Here is a 24,869-nt window from a genome sequence, read left to right as displayed (position 1 = left end):
CGAAAGGTCAACAATTTGCTAGAAAAAAAGCAGTGTCAGAATTTATGATTAGTGGCAGCCCAGACTTTATATTACCAGGACAAGGTGTAGATCACGCTCCAGAATTCCAAGAACTAGAAACTCCCGAAGGCGAGCTGCACCTGCGGTTCTACGTTCCTTCGGGGAACGAGTTCGCACTGCCGGCGACAGGGATTAGAGAGGTACTATCGCCGTCCCCAGACCGCATGACACCCATCCCTAACGTTTCCTCTTTGCTTTTAGGTACGCTAAACATGAGGGGACGAGTGATTTGGGTGGCAGACCTCGGTCAATTTCTGGGAGACCAAACACCTCTGAACACAGACAGGCCCGAAATCCCGATCGTGGCTGTGGAAGACCAAGATACGATTTTGGGGCTAGCGGTCGATCGAATTGTGGGGATGGACTGGCTCGACGTAGAGCAACTGCACTCTGGGAACAATGCACCAGACGGCATGATTCCATTTCTGAGGGGAGAATGGATGTTAGGTGCAGAAGCTGACAAAGTGCTCCGACTGCTAGATCAAGTGAAAATTCTGCGCTCTGCGCGGTGGGCAGCGTGAAATCGATTTTAGATTTGCGATTTGCGATTTGCGATTGGGGTCTAACCATTAACAGTCACATGACTTGAGGCGCGCATCTAAACACATTCAAGATAAAAATCTAAAATCTAAAATCTAAAATCTAAAATCTAAAGAGGGCGGAAAATGGCAACAAGTACCAACTTTCAGCAGGACTACCAACGGGCAGAAGCGGCTTACATGGATGGCAACTATTCAGAAGCCGCGGCCCTAGTTTATCAATTAGTAGAAGATTTTCCCGAAGACCCCAGCGCTCGCCTGCTGTGCGGACACATCTACTGTTACGGACTGCAACAGTACGAGGTGGCGCGGGAACAGTACACGGTTGTGCTAGGCCTGAGCGACGACCCGAGTTTGGTCGAACACGCTCACAGCGGAATTAGCTACACAGACCAATTTTTATCCGGCGAACTGCATACAGAAAGTTTCGAGGCTTTGTCTGCTGAAACAGAATTGGAATTCTACCCAGACTTATCTCTCGATCAAGGATTAGAAGACCCGGATGTGGGACTTTTCGGTGGAAATTCCCCATCGCAGTCGGTGAAAAGTCGATCGCCAAAGGATCGGGAAAACGAGGACTTGGCAGACTTGGGCATGAGCGGGTTGGAGTGGGAGCCAGAAGACGAGTCGCGCGCGGTCTCTGTCGAAGATTTAACTTCGGATTCTAACCCCTTTGCTAGCGACAGCGGAGCGATGGCAGCTTATGCTGAATCTTCCTCACCGCTAGACATGGATGAATTTGACGGCTCGGACTTTGGAGATCCTTTTGCCTTAGATGACGCAGGGTTTAATGCTGCTGACTTGTCTGGTGGCAAAGTGTCTGGTTCAAGGGCATCAGACTCAGGAGATTTGTTTTCTGAAGCTCCGACTCAAATGCTCAACGGTCAAAATTATGCCGCAGCAGAAATCGAGAATTCCTTCGACTCGAACCAATTTGACTCTCCCACCGGGCCGTCGGACAATTTTGGCGAACCTTTTGCACCGCTAAATTTGCCAGATCAACTCGACGGGAACTCGGATTATGACTACCAAACGCCGCCCCAGACTGGCGCTGCTCGCGGCAAGAACGCACCAGAGGCCCCAGAGGCCGACCCGTTTGCACAGCCGCTTTCGTCGGGTTTCGGGTCTTCTCGACCTCAAAACAAGAAGACGGAAGCTGACTCGGACTACTCGTCAAATTATTCGCTGGCGGAAGACGAAACGCTGCTGATGGGAGGTGCTGTTCCCAACTCTCAAAGTCAAAGGTCGAGCCGGGGACAATTTAATTCGGTCGATAGCTCAAACGCTAACAGCAATGGTTACGGCGACTCGGAGCCTCCGGCATTTGGCTCGATGGACAGCTTCGAGTTGGACGCTTTTGATGATGACGCTTTCAGCGATTCTTTCTCGATCGACGAAAACGAGCAAGCGACGGCTTTTGGGGCGGCGGGCAAGAACAGCAGCGACTGGTCGCCAAAAACTACTGGGAATGCTCGAGAACACAGCGACTTTTTGGACGAATTTGACGAGTTTGACGATTTGGGCAATTTGCCGGATTTTGACATCTCAGAAGATGCCAGCAGTTCGATCCTGACTAGAGGTAACACCAATTTCGGCAATTCGACCAGCGGCATGATGGGGACGACCGGCAGCAGCCTGGACTTTGACAACAGCGACGGCTCGGCAATTCGGGATGACGAGATATTTAGCATTTCCGGCCCGGCTGATTCGTCGGTGCCGACTTTTGCGCCGACAGAAACAGAAGCGCTCGATACTTCGGTGACTGTGGAACAGGGGGGACTGGCTTTCTTGGAAAATGCCCCTTTGTTTACCAAACAGTTGTATACGGCGATCGGGGCGGGACTGGTTTCTCTGGTAGCTGTGGCTTTTGTGACTAATATTGCCTCTTATCAAGCTCTGCGGCAAAACAAGCCGGAGGCGATCGTTTACCTGCGCCAAACAGGCTGGGTAATGACCGCAGCCGCTGGCGTTACGAGCTTTTTAACTTCTTGGGGCATCGGTCAGTTGATCGCCAAGCAGGTTCGCAAGTCTTCGGACAATTTGCAAGCTCAGTTCGATGCCGTATCTCAAGGAACTTTGGACGCTCGCGCTACGATTTACTCGGAAGATGAATTTGGCAAAATGGCTGCTAAATTCAACCACATGGCGAAGGTGATCCAAACTACGATTAGCGATACCAGGCGCAAGTCTGACGAGCAGGAACAGGCAAAAGAAGATTTGCAGCGCCAAGTGATTCGCTTGCTAGATGACGTGGAAGGAGCGGCTCGGGGCGACTTGACGGTGACGGCGGAAGTGACAGCAGACGTTTTGGGTGCTGTGGCTGACTCGTTTAACTTGACGATTCAAAATTTGCGCGAAATCGTCCATCAGGTGAAGCAGGCGGCTCGGGAGGTCAGCAAAGGCGCTACGGATAGTGCCAAGTTTGCGGGCGATTTGTCTTCTGACGCGCTGCGGCAGGCTGAGGAACTGGCGGCGACGCTGAATTCGGTGCAAGTGCTGACCGATGCGATTCAGCGGGTCGCAGAGAGTGCTAGGGAGGCGGAAGAAGTGGCGCGGGGCGCTGCGGCAACGGCTCTGAAAGGGGGCGAGGCTGTGGAGCGGACGGTGGCCGGGATTTTGGAAATTCGAGAAACGGTAGCAGAAACCACGAGAAAAGTCAAGCGGTTGGCGGAAGCTTCTCAAGAAATTTCTAAGATTGTGGCTCTGATTGCGACGATCGCCTCTCGGACTAATTTGTTGGCTCTCAACGCTAGTATTGAGGCGGCGAGGGCTGGGGAAGCTGGCCGGGGTTTTGCGATCGTGGCGGATGAGGTTCGACAATTGGCAGATCGATCGGCGAAATCTTTGAAAGAAATCGAACAGATCGTGATGCAAATTCAAAGCGAAACCGGCGCGGTAATGACGGCGATGGAAGAAGGGACGCAGCAGGTCATTGAGGGTACAAGATTGGCAGAACAGGCGAAGCGATCGCTTGAAGATATCATTCAAGTGACTAATCGAATTGACGTGTTAGTGCGATCGATTACGGCGGACACTGTAGAACAGAATGAAACAGCTCGCTCGGTCGCCTCGGTGATGCAAGCAGTCGAGCTAACTGCTCAGGAAACGTCCCAAGAAGCGCAGCGAGTTTCTGGTGCTTTGCAAAATTTGGTAGGTGTTGCTCGCGACCTTTTGACATCGGTAGAAAGGTTCCGAGTAGAAACAGCAGAAAGACAATAATTGATTGTTTAATGTTTTTTTACTTGCTGATTTACAAGCACAGTAGTGTGGCAATAATGGCAAACAAAAAGCAACCTCGCAGTCTTGAAACCGCTGCGGGGATGCTAATCCAGCACCTAAACAAACTAGGAGTTGTACAGATGAACAATAACATAGTAGAGGTTATTCCTGGTATATTTGGTGAGATTCAGCCGACGGGCTGTATTATCTCTACTCTCACCAAATCTAGCAGTGGCTATGCTAACAAAAGACTTCGGATTAACGGTGAATGGAAAACGCTTACAGTTCACCGTTTAGTATTAGAGAATATCTTAGGTCGTCCGATTAGATCAGAATACTTTTCTTGCCATACTTGTGATGTTCGGAACTGCATTAATCCTAATCATTTATGGGAAGGTTCTCGACTAGAAAATTCTCAAGATAGGTTTAAAAAAAAACGAATTAAAGATGTAGGAAGCACATCTGCTCCTAAACCTCAAAAACAACTGCGAGGCGTAGAAATAATTCCTGGTATTCGGGCTGAAATACAGCCCAATGGTTGCATGATTTGTATCTTGGCTAAAAGAAGTGATGGTTACGCCATTAAGGGTACTAAAGTTAATGGCAAAACAAAAAGTTTTTATCCCCACAGACTTGTACTTGAAGATAAACTGGGAAGATCGATCAAACCGGGTTATTTTGCTTGTCACAGTTGCGACGATCGCGGTTGTGTGAATCCTGACCATTTGTGGGAAGGAACTCCCGCCGATAACTCCCGCGATTCTATAGAAAAAAACCGCTTTCCTTTCGTTCCTGGCAAGATAGGCCCTAAACGGAAGCTAAAACCCGAACAGGTGCAGCAGATTCGCTATCTTTTAGGTGAGGGGATATCGAAAGCAGAAATAGCTAGGACATTTGCAATATCTCGCAGTCAGATTATTCTGTTGTCAAGGGGAGAGATTTACAGAGATATTCTCTAAGACTACTAAAATAGACCCAATACAATAACGATTAAAATCAGGAATAAAAATATGCTGCCGGAACAACAACAGAGGATTATGGGCTACTTTATTGAGGAGGCAAAAGACCACCTCAATACGATCGAACAAGGCTTGCTGAACCTGCAAACTACGATCGAAGACCCAGAACTGGTCAACGAAGTATTTAGGGCGGCTCATTCTGTGAAGGGAGGAGCGGCAATGCTGGGGCTGACCAGCATTCAGCAAACAGCTCACCGACTAGAAGATAGTTTTAAGGTTTTAAAAGAGTGCAGCGTTAAGGTAGACCAACAGCTAGAGTCTCTGTTCCTGCGAATTTTTGACACGTTGCAAGGGCTGTTAGAGCAACTGTCAGGGCCTTTTGGGCTGACAGAGGAATTGGGAGAGCAGATGGTTCGAGAATTAGAACCGGTATTTGAAGAGCTTAACGGGCATTTGGGGGGACTCGTGGGACACACGGGACACGATGCAGATGAGAGCGGCCCGCTGCCATTACCCCAACAAGTTCTGGCGGGGATGGGAGTGGGGGTGTTTAATTCATCGATGAGTTTTGCGGACTCGGGGTCTGTTTACGCACCAGACAATGCTTCTTCAAGAGAAGAAAACGCGCTTTCTCTAGTATTTGATTCGGATGTGCCGGCGAGGATGCGGGAAATGCTGCAAGAGTTTAAACAGCCGGAGGGGCCAGAAAGCAGGCGCCAGCTCAAGAGCATTTGTCGAAATTTGAAAATGGCGGGGGAAGAGTTTGATTTGCCGCGCTGGATAGAGTTGATGGAAGTTGTAGAAAAGTCGATCGCCAACTCAGCGAATACCTACCGCACCCTAGCCCCAACAGTAATTAAAGAGATTAAACAAGCTCAGGAGCAGGTACTTGCGGGTCAAGAAAGGTCGATCGCGCCGGGCGCCAAACTTCTGACGCTGCTGCCCGCTGTTGTGGCCGCTGAAACCGACTTTGAAGATTTGTTGGCATTCGCTCAACCCAGTACCTCAGCAGCAAAAGTGGTTTCTCTCGAAGATTCAGCGTGGGATATGAGGAGGCTCAACGATTCCGGGGCGGGAGAACAAATGCTGCCGACAATTTCAGGGCTGAGCATAGATGAGCTGTTTGAACAACTCGACGGCAGCGAGAACGACGATTACGGCAGGGGACGCGCGGCGCAGCTATCCCGTAGGGAATCGCCCCAGTTCGATGATTCCCCGGGGTTCGGAGAATCTGACATAGATACAGGTAGTTTCAGAACCTCAACCCGCACGGGCCCGGAAGTGGGCGCAGCCGAACTCAATACATTAGCTGATTTGTTCGACGGGGAATCCCCGGATCTCGACGGCGCTTGGGAAGAAGAAGAAGACCTTGACTATGCGCAATCTTCGAGAATGCCGGCGGGGGGAATGCGGTTTTCTGACGATGACAATTCTGGCGATTTTACTGATTTGTTGTTTGACGAATACTCGGTAGAAAATTCGGAAATCGGCACAGCGCCTGCTATTGACGACTTCACAAATTTGTTCGGAGAGGATTTGCTCGCCCCCAGCAAATCAGACATTTCGGTATCCTCGACCGATCGGGAAAATCTCAGTTTCAGACTGGCCCCAACTTCCAAAAAACTTGAAATGTCTCACAGGGGGCGCTTAGAGCAGCGAGAAAAAACCATGGAACTTACCAAAAGGCAAGCTGAAGAAGATGCTCTGGGCACACTGTTAGACGAAGTGGCAGCCCAAACTTCTGCGGTATTTACAGAAGAAAATCCCGATTTTGACAACCTGTTCGGCGACTTAGAAGAAACCACAGCAAGGGTACCGGCAAATTCTTCTGACAACTATGCTCTCAACCCAGAAGGTTTCGATACAGGAGATGCGGAGCCAGCGTTTAGCGGCAACAACGATGATTCGGAAGATGTCGAAGCACTCACCCTGCCGGAAATAGATGACTTTGAGTTGCTGTCGGAGCTGGGCGAAGATTCGGATTTGAGCGAACTGTTGAACATCTCTTCAGGTTTCCTGAGATCGGAAAACGAAAGTGGAGAGAGTAGGGGCGATCGCAATTTAACTGCTCGCAACTCACAAAACGCAGAAATTGACAGCGTTTTTAAGAGTGCCATAAATTCAGAATTAGACATCTCATCGGATAGCAATTGGCTAGAAGATGCTTTCGGTACAGAAGACGAGTCTATGCCATCAGCCAACCTAGAACTAGAAGATACTGATTTAGATGCGCTGTTTGGCGACATCACCTCGGGCCCGATTTCTGAGGATGAAGAAACAGCGCCAGCGAAGCCGCCCGGGGGCGCTACTTCCCAAGAAGCGGCAGATTTGGCTGAGCTGTTCGGTTCTGTCCCCACAGGTACCGAGTATGACGGAGAAGCTTCCGGGCAGAACAATGGCGATTGGCTGAATTTAGATGGGGATGCAGAGTTGCCGAGTGCCGGCGATCCAGCGTTTGAGGACGACTTGGGGAGTTGGTTCTCGAACTCGTCGGCGTCGGCAGTTTCCGACGCAGGTTTGACGGATTTGGCAGGATTTGAACTTGGGGCCGAGCCCTTTGGTTCGGATGCGGAAAATTCCACGGAGCGCAGCCGAAGTGTCGAGTCTGATAGCAACACTTTCGATTTATTAGAGGATATGTTCGGGGAAGAGGTTCTATCGCCTGCGGATGCCGGCTCTACTGTTGATTTGCAGGAATCGTCTGCTCCTGAAACTGAGAGTTTGTTCGATGCCGAAGCTGCGGATTTGTTCGATCGACTCGAGTCCGCGGAAACCGCCACAGAGTCGAGTGGCGAGGATGACTTGTTTGAGGCGCTGGAAACAGATTTTGCTGCTGGGGATTTAGAAGCGCTGTCTGCCGAATCTCTGGAGAATATGTTTGATGGCGATGCTGAAATGCTTGCTGCTCTAGAAACTGGGGCGACTCTGAACACTGAAGAATTGGAGGGTTTTGATGATTTATTGGATTCGATGGATGCTGGGACTCTGGCGACTTCGGAACTGACATCGGGCTTGTGGGACACTGATGATTCATCTCTGGAACAAGATATCTCAGGGTTAGAAGAACCAGAAGAACCAGAAGAATCAGAAGAATCCCTGGCAGATTTCTTTGGCAGTGCAGTATCCGGCTCAGAAGATGCTGAAAGCAATTTTGACGATTTAGAAGCTCTGTTAATTGCAGGGGGCGCAGGAGCGGCGATCGCCGCATCGATCGGCACAAATCAAACTCCAGTGACTACAGAAGTATTCTCCGATCTCGAAGAACTCCTGAGCGAGAGCGCCACGATGCCGGAAATTCAAGGGCGATCCTCTTCGAGGGCTTCGCTAACGGGGACAACTGCAAGCATTGCCCCCAGCATTGCTTCGCCCCCCACTGCTGAAGAAAGTGACGACGAATTTGGCGATCTTGAAAAACTGCTAGAAGATTCCAGGGATGGGGGCGGCCGCCAAGGGGAAGCTAATATCGGGCCGTCGGCGCTCAACAGATCGAGGCGAAATGCCCGCGCGGGCGGCTTTGGCGACCAGACGATGCGGGTGCCGGTCAAGCAACTGGACAACCTCAGCAATTTGATGGGGGAACTGGTAGTCAACCGCAACAGTTTGGAGCAAGACCAAGAACGGATGCGGCAGTTTTTGGACAATTTGCTGCACCAGGTGACGCTGCTGAGCGATGTCAGCCAGCGGACTCAGGATTTCTACGAGCGGAGTCTTTTGGAGATTGCTTTGCTGGCAAACCGCCAAGGACATCGATCGCCCTGGCGCAATGAAGAGTCATCCCACAGCCGGGAAAGTGCCTGGAGACCGGAGGAAATGGACAGGTTTACTCCTTTCCACAGTTTGGCACAAGAAATTATTGAGCTGATTGTGCGAGTGCGGGAGTCGGCAGCAGACATTGAGTTTTTGGTGGATGAGGCGGATCAGGTGACTCGCCAATTGCGCCAAGTCACGACTCAACTGCAAGAAGGTTTGACTCGCGCCCGGATGAAGCCGTTTGCGGAGACGACTGACAGGCTGTTCCGCGCGGTGCGGGAAGTTGCGATCAAGTGCGGGAAGCAGGCTCAGTTGCAGGTTGAGGGTAAGGATATTTTGATCGACAAGATGATTGTGGATCAGCTTTATGACCCGATGACTCACTTGGTGAACAATGCGATTACCCACGGCATCGAACCGCCGGAAGTGCGTCTGGCGGCCGGAAAGTCTGCGATGGGCAGGATTACGATTCGGGCTTTCCACCAAGGGAATCAAACGGTGATTTCGGTTTCTGATGATGGGGCGGGCATTGACCCGCAAAAGGTGAAGGCGAAGGCGATTAAGCAGGGTTTGTTGACTGCGCCTCAAGCTCAGAGGATGTCGCGTTCGGAAGTTTACGATTTGCTGTTTATGCCGGGTTTCAGCACTCAGGAACAGGCGACGGAGTACGCGGGCCGCGGGGTTGGTATGGATGTGGTGCGGACTTCGTTGCAGGAGATTCGGGGGACTGTGGGGATTGATTCTACGATCGGCAAAGGTACTGTATTTACCATCCGTTTGCCTCTGGTGTTGAGCATTTCTAAGGCTCTGACTTGCATTAGCGATCGAGCAAGGATTGCTTTCCCGATGGACGGGGTGGAGGACATGATCGACGTGCCCCGCGATCAGGTGACGACGGGTGTGGACGGTTTGCCCTGTATTGAGTGGCGCGGTACGATTTTGCCGTTCCGGCCCCTGCGGGATTTGCTGGCTTACAACCGCCATTTGGGCCGGGGCAGCGTTTACGGGTTTAATACTGACGATGACATGATTTCGGTGATCGTGCTGCGGTCTGCTGGGAATTTCTTGGCGGTGCAGGTGGATCAGGTTTCGACGGAACAGGAAATCGTGATCAAGCAGTTGGAGGGGCCTGTGCCGAAGCCGATCGGGATTGCGGGTGCTACGGTGCTCGGGGATGGCCGGATTGTGGCAATTGCCGATGTTCTGGAATTGATCGATTTGGCTACGGGAAGGCTGCAAAAGGAAGCTGGCGGTACGCTTTGGGATGAGAGCGGCGATCGGGCTGCTGCGGAGGCTGCTGAGGAGAAAACTGAGCCAACTGTGCTGATTGTTGACGATTCGATTACGGTGCGATCGCTCTTGTCGATTACTTTTGAGAAAGCTGGCTACCGGGTTGAGGAGGCTCGCGACGGTAAGGAGGCTTGGGAAAAGATGAAATCCGGTTTGCCTTGCGATATCGTGTTTTGCGATATTGAGATGCCGAGAATGGATGGTTTGGAGCTACTTTCTCGGATGCAGAAGGATGCGGTTTTGTGTGAATTGCCGATCGCGATGCTAACTTCTCGCGGTGCTGACAGACACCGCCAAATGGCTTACGGTTTGGGCGCGAAGGGCTATTTTACTAAGCCTTATTTGGAGGAGCAATTGATGGATGCTGCTGCTCGGATGTTGAAGGGTGAGGTTGTTGGTGCTCCGGCTGTTGTATAGGTAGGTGATGTTTGAAGGGGTATGAGTTCTGTGAGGATTAAAGTCCTCACAGGACTTGTATTATATGGCGATCGATTACAGCATTTGTGAGCGACGATTTACCGCAATAAGTAAGGTTCGTAGTGCGGACTTTAGTCCGCTCTTATTGCGGACTAAAGTCCGCACTACGAACCGTTTTTGTTATGTTAATCCATCGGATATAATATAAGTCATAATGTAGTTAATTAGCAAGAAGTGGAATATCTATCATGAAAAAACGATTATTTTTGAAAGCTGGTCTAGCAACAGTAAGCATGGGATGGTTATCGTCCTGTTTGCCTGGAAATTCAGATGTTATGGCTGCTTCTAAGGGTGTTTTTGAAGTTACTAAAACTGAGGCAGAGTGGCGCAAACTTTTGACTCCGGCACAGTTTGATGTGTTGCGAAAACATGGCACTGAACGCTCTCATACTAGCATTCTCGATAAGCAATATGGGAAGGGGATTTATGCGTGTGCTGGGTGTAATTTGCCAGTTTATGCGTCGCAAACTAAATTTGATAGCGGTACTGGTTGGCCGAGTTTTTCTGATCCGATCAAAGGGGCGATCGCCACTTCTGTGGATAATTCGCTGTTTGGGACTAGAATTGAAGTGCATTGCCGTCGCTGCGGCGGGCATTTGGGTCATGTATTTGATGATGGCCCTGCACCTACTGGCAAACGCTACTGCATGAATGGTGTTGCTATGAAGTTTATTGCTGGCTGAGGTTCTTTCACTGCGACAAAGAAACCGGGTTTCTGCGTAAATCTCGGTGAGGATGCTTAAATTCTCGTAGAAACCCGGTTTCTTGCACAACGTCGCTGGGTGTGGAATCCCATAATTATCGACGCGCAAAATGGCGGGTGCACGCGGATTCGTGCGGATGGTATAGTGATTTTTGGGACGAAAGGGCGATCGAGGTTATGAATGGACGCTGAAGAACTTTTAGAAAGATATGCCAAAGGTGAACGAAATTTTCAGTCGGCTATGCTCAGAGGTGTAGACCTCAAAGGTGCTGACTTAAGTGGGATAAACTTAAGCTCTGCAAACTTGACAGCAGCCGAGTTGAATGAGGCAAACCTAACCGGAGCAACGCTTAATAGTACAAATCTCACCAAGGCATCTCTGACAGGTGCAAATTTGAGCGGGTTAGTAGCAGCTTCTTCTGCAAACTTCACTGATGCAGATTTGTACGGTGCTGATTTGACTAAAGCCAATTTGAATTCTGCTAATTTTAGTAATGCCAACTTGAATGAAGCCAACCTAAGTGATGCCCAACTAACTGGTGCAAACTTCACGGAAGCATCCTTGATTGAAGTGTGTTTGAGTAGAGCTAAACTTAACAGTGCAAACCTGACTCAAGCAAACTTGACTGAAGCAGACTTAAGTCGGGCAGATATAACTGGCTTAACAATCAAAGATACTAATCTTCAGGGAGCAAAGCTGCGCGGTGTGAATTTGTCTCAAAAGGACTTGTCTGGTATCAATCTAGCAGAAGCCGATTTAGCTGGAGCAGAATTGATAGCAATAAATCTGAGAAACGCTTGTTTGCAGGGTGCAAATTTAGAGAGGACAGGTCTTCAAAGAGCTAATTTGATGCGAGCTAATCTGGAGGGTGCTAAGCTTAAGAGAGCAGATTTGACTGATGCCAATACTTATGGTATGAACATCAAGGATGCAGACTTCACTGGTACAATCATGCCCGATGGAGAATTTTACAAACCGGAATCCTCCGAAAATTTATCCCAAAAAGTGACTTATATGACTCGCAAAATTATTCGTACTGACAAAGCACCCGCACCGGTTGGCCCTTACAATCAAGCGATCGCCGCAACGGGCACTATGCTGTTTGTAGCTGGCCAAATTGCGATCGACATTCGACTAAACGATATCGTCTACACCGACGACGTGGCCAAGCAAACCGAACAAGTCATGGCAAATCTCGAAGCGATTCTCACAGAAGCCGGCGCTACTTGGTTGGATGTGGTAAAAACTACGGTTTTTCTCAAGGATATGAATGATTTTGCCGCCGTGAATGCGGTTTATGCGAAATATTTTGATGCGGAAACTGCACCGGCGCGCGCTTGTGTGGAAGTTGCTCGTTTGCCGAAGGATGTGTTGGTGGAGATTGATTGTATTGCTGTTATTTAAACTCGGCAGCCTGAATCTTCGGCAATAAGACTCGGCGGTTGAAACCGCGTCTACACAAACGATGTCCGCCTCCGCGGACTGAAGAAATAAAGATGGGACTCGGCGGTTGAAACCGCGACTGGCGCGCATCTAATTTTCAAAATCTTTTTTCTTAAAACTCTTGTGGGCCGTTGCTCTGAGCATCGCCCAAAAAGTTAAACCTAAATACAAAACAGCTTATCTGTCAAAATCTTAGCACGGAGATTCTAGAAATCGAAGGGTAAAGTGCGCGACTGTCTTAACTCCCACAGCCGATCGCAATTGATCTGTCGCTGTCGCGCACTCTACACCCAAATCAACCCGCAACAACCGGATTGAATCTTAATTAGCAATTAGCAATTACCTGCTAGCAATTACTAATTACCACTGAGAAATTAGCAATTAGCAATTACTTTTGAGCAATTACCAATTACCAACCATAAACTACTTATTCAACGCTTCACGAGCGGCAACCGCTTCGTCAGGATGAATGTTCAAACGGGTCAAATTAATTCGACCTTTATTGTCAATTTCTCGCACTTTGACAATCACTTCATCATTCACAGCTAACTCGTCTTCCACTTTCCCAACACGGTAATCCGCTAACTGGGAAATGTGAATCATTCCTTCTTTTCCTGGCAGAATTTCGACGAAAGCGCCGATCGGAATAATTCGAGTTACGCGGCCGACATACACATCTCCAGCATTCAACTTGCGCGTCATGCCTAGGACAATGTTGTAAGCCCGCTGAGCTTTTTCGCTGTCGTTACCAGCAATTGTCACGGTTCCGTCGTCTTCGATGTCAATCTTGACACCGGTTTCTTCGGTGATGGCTTTGATTGTTTTGCCACCAGGCCCAATTACCAAACCGATGAATTCTGGATCGATTTTCAGCGTTAACAAACGCGGTGCAAACTGCGACATTTCCTTGCGGGGAGTGTCGATAGTTGACAGCATTCTTTCTAAAATGTGCAGTCTGGCGGGTTTGGCTTGGCGGATGGCTGTGGCAATTACATCTAAGGGCAAACCTTTGATTTTCATGTCCATTTGCAAAGCAGTAATTCCGGTGTCGGTACCGGCTACTTTGAAGTCCATGTCGCCTAAAAAGTCTTCAATTGCCTGAATGTCAGTCAAAATTCGGACTTCATCGCCTTCTTTAATTAAGCCCATTGCCGCGCCGCTGACGGGTTGGGAAATGGGAACGCCTGCATCCATTAATGCTAGCGTTGAGGCGCAAACTGAACCCATTGATGTTGAACCGTCGGAAGAGAGGATTTCGGAAACTACGCGAATCACGTAGGGGAAATCTTCTTTGGATGGCAAAACGGGTAGCAAAGCGCGTTCTGCGAGGGCTCCGTGACCAATTTCTCGGCGTCCGGGCGATCGCATCGGCTTAGTTTCTCCCACGGAAAATGGCGGGAAATTGTAGTGATGCAAGTAGCGTTTGTCTTGCTGCGGGTGCAAGTCGTCTCCTAAATCTTGGGCATCGCCCGGGGTTCCCAGGGTAGCTGCGGACAAGACTTGGGTTAACCCACGATTGAACAACGCACAGCCGTGTACTCGCGACGGCAGCACGCCTACGCGACAAGAAACGGAGCGCACCTCGTCTAGCTTGCGGCCGTCTACACGAACGCCATCTTCGATGATTTGCTTCCGCATCATTTTTTTGGTAACGTCTTTGAAAACGCTGCCAATTGTCTTGCTGGTGGCGGCTACTTTGATCGGATCGTCTTCGGCAAGTTCGGCGATCGCAGATTCGACTGCATTTGCCTTAACTTCGTCCAAAGCTGCATTCCGTATTGCTTTGTCTTTTTCAAATCTTGACAAAATGATGCGGATGGGCTCTTGGGCGCGATCGCGAATGAAGTTTTCGAGGGCGAAATCTTGCGGTGGGCGTTCCTCTACCACGAAATCGATGCCCAATTCTGCCATGATTTCGCGCTGGGCTTGAATCAAGTCACAGGCTGCTTCATAGCCGAAGTCGATCGCCTCGATGATATCCTGTTCGGGCAATTGGTTAGCGCTGGCTTCCACCATGATTACTCCGTCAGGAGAACCGGCTACCACGAGATCCAACTCGCCTTCTTTGATTTCGCTGTAGGTTGGGTTGATGATGAAATCGTCCCCTACCAAACCGACTCGCACTGCTGCCATCGGGCCGTAAAACGGCATTTTCGCCAGCAGAATCGCTACGGAAGCGCCTGTTACCGCCAGAACGTCTGGGGGTACTTGTTCGTCCATCGACAGCGTTGTTGCTACGACTTGGATGTCATCTCGCAACCAGCTTGGGAATAGCGGGCGCAACGGGCGATCGATCAAACGGCCAGTCAAAGTCACTTTTTCTGGGGGACGCCCTTCCCGGCGCAAAAATCCACCGGGAATTTTACCGCCAGCGTAGAGTCTCTCTTCGTAATCCACCAACAGGGGCAGGAAATCAATTCCTTCTCTCCCCTGCGATCGAGTCGCCGTCACTAAAACCGCCGTGTCACCCGACTGAATCAACACTGCACCGCCTGCTTGAGGCGCCAGTAAACCAATCTTCAATCTAATATCCCGTCCATCGAAGGATATTGACTTGTCTATCTCTACCATTTAGGACTGCTTCCTTATCTACCACATTCTTTCTCTGTCGGGATCGTAGCATTACCACAGGATGTTTGAGAGTCCGAGGCCAAAAGAGAGGGATAATTGGTGGGCGATCGACTGTCAGCGCCTCGATTGTAAGCATTTATACTCTTTGATTGTTTTGGGCCTGATCGTCGGGTCGATTCTCCGGTCGATCTCCCGCCAAACGCCTTCCATAGATGGTACGATGAATTTTCGATTTGGGAAACTGGTAATTGGTAATCGGTAATTGGTAATCGGTAATTGGTAATCGGTAATGGATAATTATTTCTCATGACTGATGACTCCGTTATTTGCGTACTCTGCGGTTCGTTATCAAAAAAAATATTAATAAATCTTCTAAAAAAGCTGTAGTAAATATCGCAATCACTAAAAAATCAGGATAAAAAAATGGCAATTTTACACGGTAGTTGGTTATTAGAACAAGAAAAAAGTGGCTTATTTATTTGGGGAGAAACTTGGCGGAAAATTGGGGCGATCGATATCGTTGAATCAGCGATAAGTCTACAGCATCCCTTGGCAATGACGGAAGCTGAATTTAAGATTTTCCTAAGTTCCTTGCAGCAGTCGGGCAAACTAAACTGGCAATTACCCGAAACCGCAGAGATTCAGGAGAAAAGTAAGAAAACTAGGCGACCCGCCAAAACGACGGCGGCAGCCCTTCCTACGGAAAATTTATCGGTTATGAGGCAAGTTCGGGCGATCGCACTTCCCACCCAAATCTCGGCAGACAACGCAACTATCATGCCGCAGCACTCAGCAGCCGCACTCTCAGAACCGGCCCAAACTGAGGAAATTTATCTTTATCCTTGGCAAGTTGAGGGCTATTTACTTAATCCTCAAGCAGCTTTTGTTTTTTTGCAATCATTGCCGCTTAATAGCACAGAAACTGACTCTTTTGTCGGTTCTGATTTGCGTTTTTGGTCTCATGTGGCTAGGTGGAGTTTGGATTTGTTGGCGAGATGCAAATTTTTGCCAGCTTTGGAGCAACTATCGGATGGTTCTGCTATTGCTAAATGGCAACCTTTGTTAGATAGTTCTACTGATATTCTCCGTCTCGCTACTTTTTCTAAGCAAATGCCGACGGCTTGTCGAACATATCAAAAGAGTTCGGTAGCGGGTTCTGTAACGGATTTAACGGATGGAAGATTGGCAGCGGATTTTGTAGCGGATTTAGCGGATGTGACGGATTTAAGAGATGGAAGTTCGGTAGCGAGGAAGGTATGGGCTTTGGCGGTGGATTTGCCTGTGGGGGCCCAGGAGTTGGTGTTGGGGTTTTTGAGTAGTGTGGTAGATTGTGAAGTGCGATCCTCTTCGAGGGCTGCGCTAACGGCTATTGGGTCAAATTTAGATATCAAAACTGTTTCTCCAACCCGCGAATGGCTGCAAGCTTTGCAGCAGGAATCTGGAATTGTGCAAGTAGAATCAGCAGCCTTGGAAAAATTGGCAACCAAGCTGAATGCTTGGAGTGCGCCGCTGCAAAATGCACTATCTCAACAAAGTCTATTTCGCACTTGTTTTCAACTCATCCCGCCAGCGCCTGGTAAGGTAGAATGGAGTTTAAATTATTGTTTGCAAGCAGCAGATGAAGCAGAATTTTTGGTAGATGCTAGAACTATTTGGAACAACTCCGTTGAGAGTTTTAATTATGCGGGGCGGACAATACAATTACCTCAAGAAACTTTGCTCAGCGGCTTGGGTTTGGCCTCAAAACTTTATCCGTTCATTGAACCGAGTTTGCAAGCACAGCGGCCTCAATCTTGTCTGTTAAAACCGTTAGATGCTTACAATTTTATCAAGTCTGTGGCTTGGCGGTTTACTGATAGCGGGTTGGGCGTTGTTTTGCCGCCGAGTTTGACTCATACTGATGGTTGGGCGAGCCGTTTGGGTTTGAGCATTCAAGCGGAAACTCCGAAGGTGAATCCGGCGAAAGGTGGACTGGGATTGCAAAGTCTGTTAAATTTTAAGTGGGAATTGTCGATCGGCGGACAGCGCATTTCTAAGGCTGAATTTGAGAGATTGGTAGAGTTGAATTCGCCTTTGGTGGAAATTAACGGCGAGTGGGTGGAGTTGCGCGCAACCGATGTCAGGGCGGCTCAAACTTTTTTTGCTAGTCGCAAAGAGCAAATGACTCTTTCTTTGGAAGATGCTTTGCGTTTGGCCTCTGGCGATTCTCAGATGATTGAAAAGTTGCCTGTGGTGAATTTTGAAGCAACTGGTCAACTTCAGGAATTGTTGAATACTTTGAGCGATAATCAGGCGGTAAGTGCGATCGCCACTCCAGCGAGTTTCCGAGGACAATTGCGGCCTTATCAAGCGCTAGGAGCAGGCTGGTTAGCCTTCTTAGAACGCTGGGGTTTGGGTGCTTGTCTCGCCGACGATATGGGACTAGGGAAGACGATCCAGTTAATCACTTTCCTCCTGCACTTACAAGAAGAAAATGCACTTAAAGCCCCAACATTACTGGTTTGTCCGACATCAGTATTGGGCAATTGGGAGCGCGAAGTCAAGAAATTTGGCCCGACACTGAAAGTGTTAGTTCACCACGGAGACAAACGCGCTAAAGGCAAAGCATTTGCGGCGGCAATTAAGGGCAAAGATTTAATAGTTACCAGTTACGCGCTGGTGTTTCGCGATGCTAAGGAAATTCAAAGCACTAAATGGCAAGGATTGGTTTTAGATGAAGCGCAAAATATTAAGAATTCTGAGGCTAAGCAGTCGCAAGCAGTGCGGCAAATCGAGGCATCTTTTAGAATTGCGCTGACGGGAACTCCGGTGGAAAATAGACTGCAAGAATTGTGGTCAATTTTGGAATTTCTGAATCCCGGCTATTTGGGGCCGCGCAATTTCTTTCAGCGCCGATTTGCTATTCCGATCGAGAAATATGGCGATAGAGAATCATTGCATACTTTGCGATCGCTCGTTCGGCCTTTCATCCTCCGCCGCCTGAAAACTGACAAAGAAATCATCCAAGATTTGCCCGAAAAACAGGAGATGACTGTATTTTGCAATCTGGCGGCTGGGCAGGCGGCATTATATCAGAAAGTAGTCGAAGAGTCAATCGCTAATTTAGAGTCAGCCGAAGGTATTCAGCGCCGGGGAATGATTCTGGCTTTGCTGGTAAAACTCAAGCAACTTTGCAACCATCCCGCTCTTGTGAAAGCAGAAGCTAAGCCGAAAGAATTGAGCATTAACAGCCAAGAATCGGGGAAATTGCAGCGGTTGGTGGAAATGTTGGAAGAGGTTGTCGCTGAGGGCGATCGGGCTTTGATTTTTACTCAATTTGCTGAATGGGGAAAACTCCTGAAACCACATCTGGAACAGCATTTAGGACGAGAAGTTTTGTTCTTGTACGGCGGAATTAAGCAACAGCAGCGGGAAGAAATGATCGATCGCTTCCAGCACGATCCGCAAGGCCCACCGATTATGATATTATCGTTAAAAGCGGGCGGTACAGGTCTTAACTTAACCAGAGCCACCCACGTTTTCCACTATGACAGATGGTGGAATCCCGCAGTAGAAAATCAGGCCACTGACCGCGTATTTCGCATCGGCCAAACCCGCAACGTGCAAGTACACAAGTTTGTCTGCACAGGTACGTTAGAGGAGAAAATTCACGATATGATCGAAAGCAAAAAAGCTTTAGCCGAACAAGTAGTCAGCGCGGGGGAAAACTGGCTCACTGAACTCGATACTGACCAACTTCGCAATTTATTAATCCTCGATCGCAATGCTATTATAGAAACCGAAGAAGAATAATTTATTGGTTTGTAGCAGCCGGGGCGGGGCCGGTTTACTAGATCGATCGTTTGTGTCATATATATTGGTGAATCAGCCCCTACAAGAATTAGAGTTGATTGAGTTCGGATATAAGATAATATATACCTTCTTACCTCTTCCTTCTTCCTTCTTCCTTACATCCGTTACAAAATCCGCTGCCGAACTTCCTTTTTACATCCGTTACATCCGTTACAAAATCCGTTGCCGAACTTCCTTCCGCTTATGATAGACAGAGAATGGTGGACACAACAGTGGCTCGATTTAATCAATACCTACCGCTTCAAAAAGCGTCTAGAACGCGGCTGGCAATACGCCCGCGAAGGTAAAGTTCTCAGCATTAAATTTCCCAACCAAGAAGTAATCGCCCTAGTTCAAGGAACTGATCCCAAACCCTATCAAGTTTCTTTAGGACTCGATACATTAACTGATGAAGATTGGGATTATGTGATTGAAAATATGTCGCAAAGAGCAGTTTTTTCAGCTAAACTATTAGCAGGAGAAATGCCGCACAATATTGAAGATGTATTTGCAGCGGCTGGGAAAACGCTATTTCCCTTAAGTTTGTCAGATATTCGATCGCGCTGTAGCTGTCCCGACCCCAAAAATCCTTGCAAGCACATCAGTGCAGTATACTACTTATTGGGCGATCGCTTCAGCGAAGACCCCTTCGTACTGTTTCAAATGCGGGGAAGAACCAAAGAGCAAATCTTGACCGCACTCCGTCAGAGACGAGGTACGCAAGCAGAGGAAAATTCCCAACTCAACTCTGGCGAAAATTCCCCGACTGCGAATGCTAAATTGCCCAAGGTCGATCGCTTCTGGGAATACAACCAGCAGCTAGAATCATCTTTAGTCGTAATTGTGCCGCCGCCCAGCAGCGAAACAGTCTTAGATATTTTAGGCCCAATTCCCCTCACCACCGACGGAAAAGGAACCGCCAGCAAATCCTCCCCCGCATCTGACGCGCTGAAGCAGCAATTTAGCAAAATCTACCAAGCAGTTAGCCAGCAAGCAGTTTTAGCCGCACTGAAACGGGGCGAAGGAGACTAAAAAATTGATTTTTTCTTCAATCCGCGCACCATCCGGATTTCGTTTGTATAGGCCTGGTTTCAACCGCCGACTTTCTTCAATCCGCGGAGGCCGATTTCGTTTGTATAGGCCTGGTTTCAACCGCCGAGTCTTATGATCTAATTGCTGTTCCTCTTTATTTGAGCGATCGAATAAATATCTTCCTCTACCTCTACCTTTATATCAGCCTCGATCAACTTTTTCAATCGGCTTGCACACAAAGTTTTTACTACTTTAACTTTTGCAATTTTAGTTTGCACAAGTTTACACTTATCCCAGATTACTCATAATCTCGATCAATTCCTGGGGGCGTTCAATCAAAAAATCGGGATTGTGTGCAGCCAAAGCCTCCAGAGAATTAAAACCCCAACCTACAGCAATTATCTTAATTCCAGTTTTTTTAGCAGCGTCTATATCTCGGATTTCATCTCCCACATAAATGACTTCTTCAGGATTTATATGCTCTCTTTTTAGCCATCTATCAATAACTTTATTTTTTCCAAAAGTTGAACCAGAGTAAATAAAGGTGAAACTGTCTTGCAAACCGTTAATTTCCAGCAATGCTAAGACATTTTCTCTGGAATTAGAGGTAATAATACCCAGTTGAAAGCCAAGTTTTTTTAACTCTAGCAAAACTTCCTTAATTCCCGAAAATAATTTAATGTTGGGAATTTCACTGCGCAACTCTGCTTTCAACTTTCTAATCAGCAGCGGGACTTTGAAGATAGAAATGCCAGAATACCTAAGGATTTGCCAAGAATTTAAATTGCTCAGTTGAGCGAGTTCCTCTTTTGTCGCAGACTTAAAGCCGAATTCTGCTGACAAACGGTTAGTGATGCTCAGAAGAATATTGATTGTATCTGCTAAAGTACCGTCAAAATCAAAAATAATTACTTTGGTCATGGGACAATAGCAAATAAGGAACGGGGAATCATACTATTTTAGATTTTAGATTTGGGATTTTAGATGGGATGAGAATCACTTACTGCATCATAGACGAGCAATTGCCTAAATTCTTCATTGGTACAGAAACCGCTTTTTTCAGGTAGATGCAACAGAGATGCAGCGCAGAGGCATTTCAAGATAATTGGGGAATGAGTGCAATCCAAGTCTAATGTATTAGTTCTAATCACCACTGACTGCTGACTACTGACTCTTAATTTGATTTGCTTTGGCATTCCGCCGCAGCATTTCAGGTTTAATTCGCCGCAGCGCTGAGGCTGTAAATCTGCGGTTCCACTCCTCATCGGAAATTTCGGCTAATTCTGCAAGTGTGGGCGCGATGTTTTCAGGATAAGGCTCAAATTCCGCAACGTCAGTTGGTTTAGCAAATCGCTGATTCCAGGGACAAACATCTTGACAAATGTCGCAACCTGCTACCCAACCTTGTAAATTAGATGCAATTTCATCGGGGAGTTTTTCGGCTCGATTCTCGATCGTATGATACGCTATGCACCGATCGGCATCCACGACAAAAGGCTCAGTAATCGCCCCCGTGGGACACGCCTCGATGCAGCGAGTGCAAGTACCGCAATGTTGGGTATGAGCAGCATCCGGCGCTAACTCCAGATTAGTCAAAATTTCGCCCAAAAACACCCAAGAGCCGTATTCCCGCGAAATTACATTACCATTTTTAGCAATCCAGCCAATCCCCGCCCGCTGCGCCCACATTTTATCCTGAATCGGCCCGGTATCAGCATAATACCGCGCTTCAATTCCTTCACCGTGCGATCGCACCCAATTTGCCAAAAGCTTCAATTTTTTGTGCAGAATTTTGTGATAATCCCGTCCCCAGCCGTAGCGAGAGATCTTAGCATACTCGATCGCTTTATCGTCCCCGCCCTCAAACGGGGGATTCGGGGGGCGTTGGTGAGGCGTGTAATAGTTGATGGCGACACATATCACTGACTGCACATCTGGCACGAGCGATCGAATATCCTGGCGCTTCGGGTTAGCCATCCATGCCATATCCGCCTGATAACCCTTGTCCAGCCAAGCCTGCAATCTTTGTTTTTCTCGATCGACATCCGCATCGGCTGAGGCGATCCCGACTTTGTGAAATCCCAACTCAAGGGCTTTTTGCTTAATGAGATCGCTATTAATTGATATTTTCATTGGATTAGGAACCATATCACAAAATGCGCGATAAGTCTATTAATATTTAGACTGATTTTGTCCGAAAATTCATAATACTTTCAAAATCTTTATATTTATAAATTTGAATTCTAATTTGTCAAAAACGTTACATAATTTTAATCAAGGGAGAGTTTGATTCGCTCATTTCAAGTACGCAAGTAAAACCAACAGCGAATCCCAAAGTATACACATGGCAGTTAGTATTCAATCAGCTCAATCTATTTTCTCGAACACCGAGATTGCTAGTGCCGTTCCGGCTACTACGGACTCATTCTACAAACTCAGCGTTGAAGACCAACTCGCACTGCTCTGGTATGCCTACACCGAAATGGGCATTTCCATCACCGCAGCAGCTCCAGGAGTAGCCAGCATGGCGCTTGTCGAAGGCATCCTCAGCGAAATCAAGCAAATGTCGCCGGCTGCTCAAAGCAAGACCATGTTTGACCTCGCCAGCAACGCCGACACCACGATCGGCCGGATTTACACTTCATTGCGCGTCAACACCAAACTCGGTTTTTGGTACGAGTTGGGACAGTTGATGAAACAGGGCGCTGTCGCTCCGATTCCCGCTGGCTATCAAATGTCTCCAGAAGCCACCATAGTTCTTGAAACCATCAAGAAACTAGATCCAGGTCAGCAAATTACTGTACTTCGCAACACCGTAGTTCACATGGGCTACGATCCTGATTTTAGCCAAGAGTACGGCAAACGCTCGGCCCCCCGCAGCACTCCCACCGCTGTAGGAGACCGGGTGAAAACCAAGATTGAGGGTATCAGCGAGCAGACAGTGCTCAGCTACATCGACTACATGAACGCCTTCGACTTCACCCCAGCCGTCGGTTTATTTGCCGAAGAAGGTGCTCTGCAACCTCCTTTCCAAAAGCCGATCGTTGGTCGCGAAGCTATCCTCAACTATATGCGGGAAGAGTGTATCGGACTGAAAATGATGCCGCAGCAAGGTTTATCCGAGCCGGCAGAAGATGGCTACCGACAAGTGAAAGTGACCGGCAAAGTCGAAACTCCTTGGTTCGGCGCGAATGTGGGTATGAACATTGCGTGGCGGTTTTTGCTCGATCCTCAAGGTCAAATTTTCTTTGTGGCGATCGACTTGTTGGCTTCTCCTAAGGAATTGCTCAACCTGATGCGTAAATAGAATATTCTTGTTTGACTGACCAAACAGGACTCTACAGAAACCCAGATGCCTTAAGGTGTCTGGGTTTATATTATTTTAGATTTTGGATTTTATATTTTAGATTTGAAATTTTTCTACTCGTTCTACTCGTTACCAGCAGTGCCTGGTAACGCAGATCCGGAGGCTCTGCCTCCTTTTTTCCAACAAGCGAGGCAGAGCCTCTAGACCTCTGTTCCCAGGCACTGCTGGGAACCAGTTAAGTGTCTGGGTTTATACAATTTGAGATTAGAGATTTGAGATTGCTGTAGGTTCCTGCTTTTTTTCGGAGAATTATTTTCCAGGCCATACCTATATCTTTTGAGGGATTTGCTGGGCCAAAGAGAATGATTAGAGTATATTCATTCATTTGCAATCACTTCTTTTATGACCGCCACAACTCGACCTATTTTAACTCGCTCTATAAAGATTGCTGGCATCACAAAGCCAGCGGTACTGCGATATTTTGAAACTTTAAACGCGGGCGATTTTGAAGCGACTGCTAATTTATTTGCTGAGGACGGAGTTCTGCACGCGCCGTTTGAAGAGCCAATTATCGGTAAAAGCTCGATCGCCACTTATCTAAAAACAGAAGCGCGAGGAATGCAGCTAGAACCGCAGCAAGGTATCAGCCAAATTTTAGAAGATGACCAAATTGAAGTTCAGGTCAGCGGTCGGGTGCAAACTTCCGCATTTGGTGTTAATGTCGGGTGGCTGTTCCTGCTAAATTCTCAGCAACAAATCCTTGCTGTCACGGTCAAGCTGTTAGCTTCTCCTCAAGAATTGCTAAATCTGCGGCCGCATCAGAAATTTAATGTTTAATATAGCAATTCTCAAGTGAGTGAGGTACAGATTGCTAATTGGTAATGGGTAATTGGTAATGGCTAATTGCTAATTGCTAATTGCTAATTGCTAATTGGTAAGAACGCTACTGCAATCAAATTATAAAAACCCGGTTTCTTTGGTATTTGTAGGCAAGTCAGGCATAAACCGGGTTTTTCACCCAAATCTGTGCTGAAGCGTCGCCAACGGTATGAAAACCCGGTTTCTTCGGTATTCGTGCACCTGGGACTGTACCCTAACAATTTTACAGTCTCTTAGAGAGGGACGAGATTGCACGAAAAAGTTGCTGTCACCGCACGGTGCGACAGACAACCACTAGAATCAAAAAACATTGTCAATCACTAATCATTAATCACTAATCATTAATGACTAATGAGTAATGACTAATGACTAATGACTAATTAAGATTTTTCCGGCAAACTCGCTTCCAACTTCAGACAATTGCGACCGTCTAGTTGCAAACTATAGTCCACCCGATCCATAAGCCTGCTCATAATCAACCAGCCATAGCCGCTTTCCTGTTTGGCTTCCGGTCTCGGGGGACTGTAAGTATCCATTTCGTAACCTTTACCGTAATCCCAAATTTCTAAACCAATATCCCGATTTTTTAAATTCAAGCGAATTAACACCGGCAAATTGGGTTGATCTTTGTGAGCATGGCGGATCACGTTAGAATAGGCTTCTGCTAACACCAAGCGCAAACGATTCGACTGACGCGGCCAATCGACGTGCTCTCCTAGCTCTACTTCCAAACTGCTCAGCAACCAATTTTCAACAATTGTTAAAAACCGCAAGTCGCTTGGCACATGAAGCTCAGTATTCATAAAAA

At 47.8% G+C, this 24,869-nt stretch carries 14 protein-coding genes; 10 read left to right on the top strand and 4 right to left on the bottom strand.

Going from position 1 to position 24,869, the window contains the following annotated elements:
• Window positions 1-47: 47 nt before the first annotated feature.
• The 6 genes from QUB68_RS08630 to QUB68_RS08605 all read left to right on the top strand — a co-directional run bounded on the left by QUB68_RS08630 (window position 48) and on the right by QUB68_RS08605 (window position 12,402).
• A complete protein-coding gene (locus QUB68_RS08630) occupies window positions 48-581 on the top strand; it encodes a chemotaxis protein CheW (protein WP_332991931.1) in 534 nt (177 codons plus the stop codon).
• Between the two features lie 144 nt (window positions 582-725).
• The gene (locus tag QUB68_RS08625; protein WP_332991316.1) at window positions 726-3,818 is read left to right on the top strand and encodes a methyl-accepting chemotaxis protein; all 3,093 of its coding nucleotides are present in this window, start codon (window positions 726-728) and stop codon (window positions 3,816-3,818) included.
• A 140-nt stretch (window positions 3,819-3,958) separates the two neighbouring features.
• The gene (locus QUB68_RS08620; protein ID WP_332991314.1) at window positions 3,959-4,777 is read left to right on the top strand and encodes an HNH endonuclease; all 819 of its coding nucleotides are present in this window, start codon (window positions 3,959-3,961) and stop codon (window positions 4,775-4,777) included.
• A gap of 51 nt (window positions 4,778-4,828) precedes the next feature.
• Entirely contained in the window at window positions 4,829-10,234 is a 5,406-nt protein-coding gene (locus QUB68_RS08615) for a hybrid sensor histidine kinase/response regulator (protein ID WP_332991312.1), read from the top strand.
• A gap of 248 nt (window positions 10,235-10,482) precedes the next feature.
• A complete protein-coding gene (gene msrB / locus QUB68_RS08610) occupies window positions 10,483-10,977 on the top strand; it encodes a peptide-methionine (R)-S-oxide reductase MsrB (RefSeq protein ID WP_332991310.1) in 495 nt (164 codons plus the stop codon).
• 201 nt (window positions 10,978-11,178) lie between these two features.
• A complete protein-coding gene (locus QUB68_RS08605) occupies window positions 11,179-12,402 on the top strand; it encodes a Rid family detoxifying hydrolase (RefSeq protein ID WP_332991307.1) in 1,224 nt (407 codons plus the stop codon).
• A gap of 462 nt (window positions 12,403-12,864) precedes the next feature.
• Here the strand turns inward: QUB68_RS08605 and QUB68_RS08600 are convergent, their stop codons facing one another.
• Window positions 12,865-15,012: a polyribonucleotide nucleotidyltransferase gene (locus tag QUB68_RS08600; RefSeq protein WP_332991305.1), complete on the bottom strand. Its 2,148-nt coding sequence runs from the start codon at window positions 15,010-15,012 to the stop codon at window positions 12,865-12,867.
• Window positions 15,013-15,435: 423 nt separating this feature from the next.
• Between QUB68_RS08600 and QUB68_RS08595 the strand changes: the two genes are divergently transcribed.
• Both QUB68_RS08595 and QUB68_RS08590 read left to right on the top strand, forming a co-directional pair.
• Window positions 15,436-18,804, top strand: coding sequence for a DEAD/DEAH box helicase (locus QUB68_RS08595; RefSeq protein ID WP_332991303.1), 3,369 nt, complete (start codon window positions 15,436-15,438; stop codon window positions 18,802-18,804).
• Window positions 18,805-19,047: 243 nt separating this feature from the next.
• Window positions 19,048-19,875 carry an SWIM zinc finger family protein gene (locus QUB68_RS08590; RefSeq protein ID WP_332991301.1) on the top strand — a complete coding sequence of 276 codons (828 nt, stop codon included), beginning with the start codon at window positions 19,048-19,050 and terminating at the stop codon, window positions 19,873-19,875.
• Window positions 19,876-20,163: 288 nt separating this feature from the next.
• On the opposite strand, the gene QUB68_RS08585 is transcribed toward QUB68_RS08590, so the two are convergent.
• A complete protein-coding gene (locus QUB68_RS08585) occupies window positions 20,164-20,796 on the bottom strand; it encodes an HAD-IA family hydrolase (RefSeq protein WP_332991299.1) in 633 nt (210 codons plus the stop codon).
• 243 nt (window positions 20,797-21,039) lie between these two features.
• Window positions 21,040-22,008, bottom strand: coding sequence for a tRNA epoxyqueuosine(34) reductase QueG (gene queG, locus QUB68_RS08580; RefSeq protein ID WP_332991297.1), 969 nt, complete (start codon window positions 22,006-22,008; stop codon window positions 21,040-21,042).
• 211 nt (window positions 22,009-22,219) lie between these two features.
• Here queG and QUB68_RS08575 point away from each other — a divergent pair, with 211 nt between their 5' ends.
• A complete protein-coding gene (locus QUB68_RS08575; protein WP_332991296.1) occupies window positions 22,220-23,182 on the top strand; it encodes an orange carotenoid protein N-terminal domain-containing protein in 963 nt (320 codons plus the stop codon).
• Between the two features lie 402 nt (window positions 23,183-23,584).
• Entirely contained in the window at window positions 23,585-24,019 is a 435-nt protein-coding gene (locus QUB68_RS08570; protein WP_332991294.1) for a nuclear transport factor 2 family protein, read from the top strand.
• Window positions 24,020-24,441: 422 nt separating this feature from the next.
• Here the strand turns inward: QUB68_RS08570 and QUB68_RS08565 are convergent, their stop codons facing one another.
• Window positions 24,442-24,864, bottom strand: coding sequence for an ATP-binding protein (locus QUB68_RS08565; protein WP_293256122.1), 423 nt, complete (start codon window positions 24,862-24,864; stop codon window positions 24,442-24,444).
• Between the last annotated feature and the right edge of the window lie 5 nt (window positions 24,865-24,869).

Source organism: Microcoleus sp. A006_D1 (assembly GCF_036702805.1).
In the GTDB taxonomy this organism is placed as follows: domain Bacteria; phylum Cyanobacteriota; class Cyanobacteriia; order Cyanobacteriales; family Microcoleaceae; genus Microcoleus.
The sequence above is the reverse complement of the archived record's forward strand: the minus strand, read 5'-3'. Positions and strand labels throughout refer to the sequence as shown.

What these genes read in the sequence shown, in the direction of transcription:
- QUB68_RS08570 (WP_332991294.1), top strand. Translation starts at nt 23,585, where the DNA reads ATGACCGCCACAACTCGACCTATTTTAACTCGCTCTATAAAGATTGCT.
- queG (WP_332991297.1), bottom strand. Translation starts at nt 22,008, where the DNA reads ATGAAAATATCAATTAATAGCGATCTCATTAAGCAAAAAGCCCTTGAG.
- QUB68_RS08620 (WP_332991314.1), top strand. Translation starts at nt 3,959, where the DNA reads ATGAACAATAACATAGTAGAGGTTATTCCTGGTATATTTGGTGAGATT.
- QUB68_RS08615 (WP_332991312.1), top strand. Translation starts at nt 4,829, where the DNA reads ATGCTGCCGGAACAACAACAGAGGATTATGGGCTACTTTATTGAGGAG.
- QUB68_RS08585 (WP_332991299.1), bottom strand. Translation starts at nt 20,796, where the DNA reads ATGACCAAAGTAATTATTTTTGATTTTGACGGTACTTTAGCAGATACA.
- QUB68_RS08590 (WP_332991301.1), top strand. Translation starts at nt 19,048, where the DNA reads ATGATAGACAGAGAATGGTGGACACAACAGTGGCTCGATTTAATCAAT.
- QUB68_RS08595 (WP_332991303.1), top strand. Translation starts at nt 15,436, where the DNA reads ATGGCAATTTTACACGGTAGTTGGTTATTAGAACAAGAAAAAAGTGGC.
- QUB68_RS08600 (WP_332991305.1), bottom strand. Translation starts at nt 15,012, where the DNA reads ATGGTAGAGATAGACAAGTCAATATCCTTCGATGGACGGGATATTAGA.
- QUB68_RS08565 (WP_293256122.1), bottom strand. Translation starts at nt 24,864, where the DNA reads ATGAATACTGAGCTTCATGTGCCAAGCGACTTGCGGTTTTTAACAATT.
- msrB (WP_332991310.1), top strand. Translation starts at nt 10,483, where the DNA reads ATGAAAAAACGATTATTTTTGAAAGCTGGTCTAGCAACAGTAAGCATG.
- QUB68_RS08575 (WP_332991296.1), top strand. Translation starts at nt 22,220, where the DNA reads ATGGCAGTTAGTATTCAATCAGCTCAATCTATTTTCTCGAACACCGAG.
- QUB68_RS08625 (WP_332991316.1), top strand. Translation starts at nt 726, where the DNA reads ATGGCAACAAGTACCAACTTTCAGCAGGACTACCAACGGGCAGAAGCG.
- QUB68_RS08605 (WP_332991307.1), top strand. Translation starts at nt 11,179, where the DNA reads ATGGACGCTGAAGAACTTTTAGAAAGATATGCCAAAGGTGAACGAAAT.